At 52.4% G+C, this 8,457-nt stretch carries 7 protein-coding genes; 5 read left to right on the top strand and 2 right to left on the bottom strand.

Annotated features, from left to right (window positions below):
• Positions 1–43 precede the first annotated feature (43 nt).
• Entirely contained in the window at positions 44–913 is an 870-nt protein-coding gene (locus H6F76_RS05275) for a prephenate/arogenate dehydrogenase (RefSeq protein WP_190506506.1), read from the top strand.
• 121 nt (positions 914–1,034) lie between these two features.
• Here the strand turns inward: H6F76_RS05275 and H6F76_RS05280 are convergent, their stop codons facing one another.
• Positions 1,035–1,988, bottom strand: a complete 954-nt coding sequence (locus H6F76_RS05280) for a PHB depolymerase family esterase (RefSeq protein WP_190506507.1) — start codon at positions 1,986–1,988, stop codon at positions 1,035–1,037.
• Between the two features lie 288 nt (positions 1,989–2,276).
• Between H6F76_RS05280 and H6F76_RS05285 the strand changes: the two genes are divergently transcribed.
• The 3 genes from H6F76_RS05285 to H6F76_RS05295 all read left to right on the top strand — a co-directional run bounded on the left by H6F76_RS05285 (position 2,277) and on the right by H6F76_RS05295 (position 4,889).
• Complete coding sequence (locus H6F76_RS05285) at positions 2,277–3,044, top strand: hypothetical protein (protein WP_190506509.1); 768 nt, start codon at positions 2,277–2,279, stop codon at positions 3,042–3,044.
• Between the two features lie 316 nt (positions 3,045–3,360).
• Entirely contained in the window at positions 3,361–3,654 is a 294-nt protein-coding gene (locus H6F76_RS05290; protein WP_190449062.1) for a hypothetical protein, read from the top strand.
• Positions 3,655–3,662: 8 nt separating this feature from the next.
• Entirely contained in the window at positions 3,663–4,889 is a 1,227-nt protein-coding gene (locus H6F76_RS05295) for an MltA domain-containing protein (RefSeq protein WP_242036537.1), read from the top strand.
• A 120-nt stretch (positions 4,890–5,009) separates the two neighbouring features.
• Here the strand turns inward: H6F76_RS05295 and H6F76_RS05300 are convergent, their stop codons facing one another.
• Positions 5,010–6,599 carry a sodium:proton antiporter gene (locus H6F76_RS05300; protein ID WP_190506511.1) on the bottom strand — a complete coding sequence of 530 codons (1,590 nt, stop codon included), beginning with the start codon at positions 6,597–6,599 and terminating at the stop codon, positions 5,010–5,012.
• A 213-nt stretch (positions 6,600–6,812) separates the two neighbouring features.
• Between H6F76_RS05300 and H6F76_RS05305 the strand changes: the two genes are divergently transcribed.
• Complete coding sequence (locus H6F76_RS05305; protein ID WP_347275978.1) at positions 6,813–8,087, top strand: aspartate aminotransferase family protein; 1,275 nt, start codon at positions 6,813–6,815, stop codon at positions 8,085–8,087.
• Positions 8,088–8,457: the final 370 nt, after the last annotated feature.

The following is an 8,457-nucleotide window of genomic DNA, read 5'->3' on the forward strand; positions in this document are numbered from 1 at the left end:
AACGCTAGAATGCCCGCATTTCAAGTCAGATTGGCATAGCAGTATGAAGATTGGCATCGTTGGGTTGGGATTGATTGGTGGTTCGTTGGGTTTAGCGTTGCGATCGCACGGTCATACGGTTTTGGGTGTGAGTCGTCAGGCGCAAACGTGTCAGCGCGCGATCGCCCGTGGAGCCGTAGATGATGCCAGCCTTAGCCTTGCGCTGATGGCAACGGTTGATGTTGTCTTTCTGTGCACGCCGGTGGCAGCAATGCAGGCAACGGTTGTCGCGCTCAAGCCTCATCTGGTACCTGAGACGGTGCTGACGGATGTTGGGTCGGTGAAGGGCTGGGTCGTGAAGACGATCACGCCGCTCTGGTCTAACTTTGTAGGAGGACACCCAATGGCGGGTACTGCCGATAGCGGTATTGAAGCAGCGCAACCAGATTTGTTTGTCAACGCAGCCTATGTGCTAACTCCTACTGAAGCAACCCCAATAGCAGCAGTACAGCGTATTGAAGACTTGGTGCGTCCGTTGCAAACACGACTGTATCATTGCACTCCAGAGGATCACGATCGCGCCGTTGCCTGGATTTCTCACCTGCCTGTCATGATTAGCGCTAGCCTCATTGCCGCTTGCCGTGAAGAAACCGATCCAGCCGTTTTGGCATTAGCACAAAAGCTTGCCAGTTCTGGCTTTCGGGATACTAGCCGTGTGGGCGGCGGCAACCCCGAACTTGGTGCCATGATGGCGCAATATAATCAAGCTGCCCTGACACGATCGCTTCATGCCTACCGGGATCAGCTTAACAAGGTCATTACCCATGTTGAGCATGCTGACTGGCGATCGCTAACAGTATTGCTAGAACAGACGCAACAAGCACGATCGGAGTTTTTACGAGAGGGGGGAGGGAGTGAAGCAGTGACGGAGTAAAGAAGTAGGGGCATAGGGAGTGGTCTGAAAGCTAAAAGCTGAAGGCTAAAGGCTGAAAGCTGAAGAGGTGCGTTGGCAATGGTGGCTCGTAATGGTTGACTGACCACCGAAGGCGCTCCCTCTAGCCTTGCTTCAACTGATGCCTCTGGAAAAAGTTCCAAATTTCTTCACTGCCATTGAGCAAAGCTGCTGGCCCAGAACCACCTCTGGGCCAAACGTGCCCAACCCCTTTTAGCGTCACTAGCGCGACTTCTGAGCCACCCTGACAGTTGGGATAGCGGGCAATCTCGACCCGATCCCCGACTAAGCGCTTAACCGGTGCTGAGGATGGGCAGTTGTTGTAACGCTGCCAGAAGTCGATCGTGCCTGGTACAGACAGAATCGAGCCATACCCCAGGTTACCGCCTTGCCAGGGCACCTTCTGATCATCAGTACCATTAATCATCAGCATGGGCACAGGCGTTTGGGGGTTGCAAGAGTCTTTTAGCTGGCTAGGAAGGGTAGCAACTACCGACGCAAAAGCAGCGATCGGAGACGACGTTTCGCAGGCAAGACGCTGTACCAGAAAGCCACCATTCGACACACCAGTGGCATAAACTCGGCGCGAGTCGATCGCACGATTGCGCTTGATATGTGTGATCAAAGCAGGAACAAAGCCAACATCATCAACGCCGGTCAGCATCTTGTTGAGTGGGTTCCAGCGGCGCTTGATGCCATCGGGGTAAACCACGACAAAACCCTTCTGTTCTGCCACTTCGTTCAAGCCAGAACCGTTCGCCAAATCTTTGCCCTGTGACCCATAGCCGTGGAACGCCAACACGAGCGGCGGAGGGCGATCAGGTCGGTACGCTTTTGGTGTATAGAGGCGATACGTTCGCTGTTGTCCTTCGTAGGTCAGCTCGCCTGTGGAGTCTCCGACTGCGAGCGGTTGAGCCGCAGACACAGCATCTGGCTGTGGTTGATTAGCACGATCGCTTACTTGCGGCTGGCAAGCAGCTAAGTAGAAAGCGATCCAGATCGCGATCGGTAACGGCATCGATCGCACAAAGTGCCGCTTACAACCAAATAAATTCATTACTAGCTCCGTTGAGCGTTAAGGATTCAACTGTACTAAAGCAGTATCAACGCAGTGCTTAAACCACTTCATAACGTCAAAGTTTTATCGAGTCAGCGTAACAACAATTTACAAAACAGAGGTCTGTCTCTAGATTGATTGTTCCGCCAGCACGTATAAGGGTGCAGCTAGCTCAAAAAGGGTATGCAAGCCGTTCATCTCTGGCTACAATGTGCCAACAAAGGGCGGTCAGTCAGAACGTAGCGGCTTTAGTGACGCTGCTTTAAACCCCATGAGGCAAAGCGCAGAATGGCTATTATTGCCCTGAAAGCCTGGTATCTCCAGGAATATGAGCCGATCAAAGAATTAGAAAAGCGTCCCCATGATCTGCGTCTAAGCAAAAATAGCTTGCTAAAGTCGGGATTACGGGCTGACTTCTTAGAAGACAGTGCGGATGTTAAGCAAGCTGTTTGGTTTCAGCGTTATCTAGAAGGCGAAGCCGTCGAGTTTTACATTGAGGGCAGCGGTGGCTATGCGATTGCCAATATTGACCTCCAAAGCCATGAGATCTACTTCTCTAAGCAAGATGCCCTGACGCATCTGGAGCCAACAATTTTTCTCTGCTACCAAACCGAATATGCCGAGTCCAGCGATTTGCTGCGCGAAGCGTTGCAGTCCCTTTTAGAAAAGATCAACCCACGCTCGCGCCTGCCCTTAACCCTGGTCGAGTCTCATCGCCTGACGGATGGACCCACGCGCTTAAGCAGCAAGCTCATGCGATCAATTCGCCAAAGCTTGCTGTTTATTGCCGATGGTACGTCGATCGCCTCTATTGACAGCACGCCGCCCCAGCTCATCCCTAGTCCTAAAGTCTGTGTAGAAGTGGGCTATGCCTTGCAATGTAAACGCGCCGAGCAAATTATCCTCACTCAGATGGAGCGCTCCGACCTGCCTGGACAGTTCCCGTTCGATCTCCCCAGTCAACATCGCCTTGTCTTCAAAGACAAAGCCCAACTCCATAAAAGCTTGCCTACTCTAGTGCAGACACAGCTTCAGCGGTTTAATTTGTTGCCGTGATGCGGCAGAGGGCAGAAGGCAAAAGGCAAAAGGCAAAAGCTGCTGGCTCCCCCTTTCTCTTCTTCACTCTTCTACTCCTTCAATCTTCCACTTCTTTATCCCTAGTCCCTACTTCTAAGATGCTGACCTTTGAACACTAATAGCTGACCGCTGATAGCTGATTGCTGATTCTGGGCAATGTTTAATGTAATCAACTCATGCAATCAACCCAACTACACCGATAATTGGGAAGGTTCTCACGCATTTAAGGGAACGGACTATGACAGGTAACATCAATCAACCACGACCAGGCGATGCTGTAGCAGGTGCTACAGGTGTGCCTAACCAGGGAGCTGCTCCGGGCGATCGACGGAGTAAATATGCCCGCACGCCTACTGAGTATGCGGTTCACCTCTTAATTGATGGTGGGCATCGCGAAGAAGTGCGGTTTGCCACGATTCAAGAATTTCAGAAATGGTACAGCGGCGAACTAGTGCCCAAAGCGAGTTCCAACGACTTCATCACAGTGCCGATTAAGAATGTGCAGGGAGAGTACATGGTGCTGCGTCCTTCACGTGTCTTGGGCGTGCGAGTGGAGCCAGTCTTTAGCTCTAGCGTCGAGCGGTTTTGAGCAACGGCATGACGAGGGCAATGCTAACGGCTAGTCAGTGGACGATCGCCTATGCAGGATGTTTGCTGCTGGGCGGACTGCCGTTAGCCCGATCGCAACCAGTACCAGCGCCGTCAAAAGCGCCGCCCGATCGCCCGTCGCCTGTCCTGCCTAAGCCGACTAACACCGCGAAACCGCTACTACCGAGTGCGCCATTTCCAAAGAAATCACAACTTCTGGGTGACTTCAGCACACGGGAAGATCGTCGAACGCTGCTAACGGCACTTGACCACAGCTTGCGCTATCTGCAAACAGAACGGGCGATCGCAGGCTATCGCCAGTCTCGTGTCTCTGGTATTTCCCGCGAGCGGGTCTATCAAAGCCTCAAACGCTTTCGGCAGTTGTTGCTGACTCAACCATCGGCAGCAGCGTTACAGGCGGCAATCGAACGAGAATTTGTGGTTTATCAAGCGGCGGGCAATGATGGTCAGGGCACTGTAGCTTTTACAGGCTATTTTGAGCCTGTCTATACCGCTAGTCGCCTGCCGACTGCAGAGTTTCGCTACCCATTGTTTCGGGTGCCGCCAAATCTAGCAAGCTGGTCAAAGCCGCATCCGACTCGCCTCCAGCTAGAGGGAGCCGATGGTTTGCAGCGCCACAGCCGACTGAAGGGGCTGGAACTTGTGTGGTTGCGCGATCGCCTAGAAGCCTTTTTGATTCAGGTGCAAGGCTCGGCGCGACTGCAACTGACTGATGGCAGCGTCATGACGGTGGGGCACGCTGGCACAACCGACTATCCCTATACTGGAATCGGGCGCGAACTGGTGAAAGCAGGCAAATTCAAGCTCGAAGATCTGACGTTGCCCCGGCTGTTGCAATACCTGACAGACAATCCTGCTGAGCGCGATGTGTATCTGCCCCGTAACAACCGCTTTGTCTTTTTTCGACCAACAGGCGGTGCTGCTGCCACAGGCAGTATTGGCGTACCTGTGACGGCAGAACGGTCGATCGCCACGGACAAAACCAAGTTTCCACCCGGCGCGATCGCCCTCATCCAGACCCAGATCCCCTACGTCAATGCAGCAGGGCAATTAGAAAATCGTGTAGTCAGGCGCTATGTGCTGGATCAAGATACAGGCGGCGCGATCAAAGGTGCGGGACGAGTCGATCTGTTTATGGGCACGGGTAAACTAGCAGGCGATCGGGCTGGACTCATCAACGCGACGGGGCAACTCTATTACTTGCTGCTGAAGTGAGTGGTTAGCAGTCAGCGGTCAGCAGTCAGCAGCCAGCAGTCAGCAGTCAGCATGAAGACCTTTAAAGCCGTAGTTTCTTCCCAAAGCTCCGGCTGATGGTTAAAAGCTGATAGCTGATTGCTAATCATCATCCAGATCCAGCAGTTGTTGATCGAGCGTTTGGATGCGCGATCGGACGACATCGTCTGACAAAATTCGCTTACGGAGTGAATCGTTAAGGGCATCTTTCTCTGCCAATAGCAGACGACGGCGAATAGCATCCAGGCGAGTCATTCTACCGCTGGCAGCAGTCAGCTTATCCGGTCGGCGGTTGTAAAAATCGCGCAAAGACCGTTCGGCAGCAACGAGCCGTACCTGGTAGCTGGCACGCATTTCTTCGTAAACAGATTTGGGCAATACACCCGTTTTCAGTAGCGTCTCCAGTTCATCTTGCGCGGCTTTGGCAGTAATGAGCTGAGACTGAAGCGCCTCGATCCACTGCTGCGATTCGGAGGTGTGGTCAAGGTTAAGGCGGCGCACTAGCCAGGGGAGGCTCACGCCTTGCCCAACCAACGACAGCAAAACCGAACCAAAGACTAAGGCAATTAACGCTTCCCGGTTCGGTAACGTGGGCGGCAGGCTAAGTGCCAGTGCCATTGACAAAGAGCCTTTGATATTGCCAAAAAAAAGTACGTGCTGCCAGCGCAACGGTAGGTTGCGATCGACCTGTTTGACGATCGCCAGCAGTGGATACACCGACAGAAAGCGTCCAGCTTGATACGCAAATACTGCCAACAGCACCGCAGGCAACGTTCTCAGCAGGGTTTCTAGATTGATCTCAATGCCAATCAACAGAAAGATGAAGGTATTAACCCCAAAGCCTGCATATTCCCAGAAGCTCAGAACAGTAATACGGCTGGAGGCAGAAACCGTCTGCGATCGCTCCAGATTGCCCACTACCAGACCTGCCACTACCACTGCCACTACGCCTGACATTCCAAAGAACTGGCTGAGTTGAAACGAGCCCAGGGCAATCGCTACAGTTAACAAGATATTGCTAAGTGAATCGTCCGATCGGGTGTAAAGCCCTACCCCCAGATAGCCCAGCGCCAGACCGACCAAACCACCACCTAGAATCACCACCAGCAGTTCTCGAATGCTGTCTGCAACGGTGAGTGATCCCGTTGTATTTACCTTCAAAATCAGGCTAAACAGCACCAGCGCAATCCCATCGTTAAACAGGCTTTCACCTTCCACAATGGTGATCAGTCGCGATGGTACTGTCACCTCCTTAAAAACAGCAATGACAGAAACGGTGTCGGTAATTGCCAAAATTACGCCTACCAGTAGCGCCGACACCCAGGGCAAGCCCAAGCCAAACTTGAGAATCACTGAAGTTACACCAGAGGCAATGATGACCCCTGGACCCGACAGCAAAGCGACTGGTTTTAGTGTGCTGCGGAGGCGGCTGATGTCCGTATTGATTGCGGCTTCAAAGAGCAGAATGGGTAAGAAAAGATTAAGAATTAGCGCTGAATCGAGTCCAATTCGGCGCGGCAGTAACTCTGCCATTAACAGACCGGCGACAACTAGCCCTGTCACGTAAGGAATGCGAAGCCGACGCGAAACCAGCGCTACAGCAGTTGCCACTAAAAGCAGAATAATCAGCACCGTGACCAACTGAGAGGCGTTTGATTGTTCGCCGCTGATAGCTGCAAGGAAGAATGTCATGAGAACGTAACCTGTGAGCCAGCCTATGGGACCGGCAAATGGATAAGCTATAGTCAGGTTCAGTGCATGAAACTTGAGCGCTAAATACCTGAGGTTAGACTAAACGAAATGTTGTGTTATGAAAACCTGTGCGCAGTCTAGAGTTTAACCTCCAACAGTCCAAAGTCTAGAATGTACTCTCTCTTTGTCGTGTCAGTTTGAGGAGCTATTTCGGTGAGCCCAGAAGCGCTAGTCCAAACCCTACCCACGATCGCACCACCGCTTCATGCCAACAGTCCCTTCGACGCAGCGGACTTTGACGAGTATGTGATGACGACCTATGCACGCTATGCGGTCGCGCTTGAGCGAGGCACAGGCTGTCGCGTGTGGGATACGGACGGACGCGAGTATCTGGATTTTGTCGCTGGCATTGCTACCTGCACACTTGGTCATGCACATCCAGCGATGGTGCAAGCGGTGACAGAGCAAATTCAAACGCTGCACCACGTTTCTAACCTGTATTACGTGCCCCAGCAAGGCGCATTGGCAAAGTGGTTGGTTGAGCATTCCTGTGCCGATCGTGCGTTCTTCTGCAACTCTGGAGCCGAAGCGAACGAAGGTGCGATTAAGCTGGCGCGGAAATACGCTCACGAAGTTCGACACATTGCTGATCCGGTCATCATCACGGCACAGGCAAGCTTCCACGGACGCACACTGGCAACTATAACCGCGACCGGACAACCAAAATATCAGAAAGGCTTTAGCCCGCTGGTGCCCGGTTTTCATTACGTCACCTATAACGATATTGCGGCTCTAGAAACAGCACTGGATGAACTGGACAGCGGTGAACCGCGAGTGGCTGCCATTCTGCTCGAAGCCTTGCAAGGTGAAGGTGGCGTACGACCCGGCGATCGTGCTTACTTCCAGCGTGTCCGAGAACTCTGTGACGATCGCGGCATACTGCTCATCCTGGACGAAGTGCAAGTCGGTATGGGCCGCTCTGGTAAACTTTGGGGCTACGAAAATCTGGGCATTGAGCCAGATATCTTTACCTCGGCAAAAGGTCTGGGTGGCGGCATTCCGATCGGTGCCATGCTCTGCAAATCCTTCTGCAATGTCTTTCAACCCGGCGACCACGCCAGCACCTTTGGCGGCAATCCTTTCGCTTGCGGTGTGGCACTAGCCGTTTGCCAAACGATCGAGCGGGAAAACCTGCTGGCAAATGTACACGATCGCGGTGAGCAATTGAGAGAGGGACTGAGGGCGATCGCGCAGAAGTTCCCCGCTTACATCGCTGAAGTGCGCGGTTGGGGACTCATTGACGGTCTTGAAATCAAAGCCGATTCTCCATTAACCGCACCAGAGATCGTCAAAGTAACAATGGCTAACGGGCTGCTGCTAGTACCTGCGGGTCCAAAGGTGCTTCGTTTTGTGCCACCGCTGATTGTGACTGAGGCTGAGATCAACCAGGCGTTAAGCGCGGTAGAACAAGCCTTTGCCTCTCTCTAGCTTTAACAAGCATTCCTTCTGTAGGGACGTTACATGTAACGTCCCTACTTTTTTGAGAAACACGATTTAAGTCGTGTCTCAATCACTGCACCAAACCTAAACATGTGCGGAAAGATTCTGCCTATCTACCCAAATAAGCATACTGCGCGGAAAGATTCTGCCTATCTATCTGATTTAGGGTGTTATACGGAAACTATCTGTCTATTCACCTGTTTTGGGGTGTTATACGGAAAGTTTCAGTCTAATAAGTTGTTAGACTCTCTTGTCTCATCAAATTAGAATATCTGACGGATTCGACATCGATCACCCCATGCCATGTCTTCCCATTCTCGCCGTTCTGTCAGTCTGGTTGCCTGTCTAAGCGCTCTAC

It is taken from the genome of Leptolyngbya sp. FACHB-321, assembly GCF_014695975.1.
In the GTDB taxonomy this organism is placed as follows: domain Bacteria; phylum Cyanobacteriota; class Cyanobacteriia; order Leptolyngbyales; family Leptolyngbyaceae; genus Stenomitos.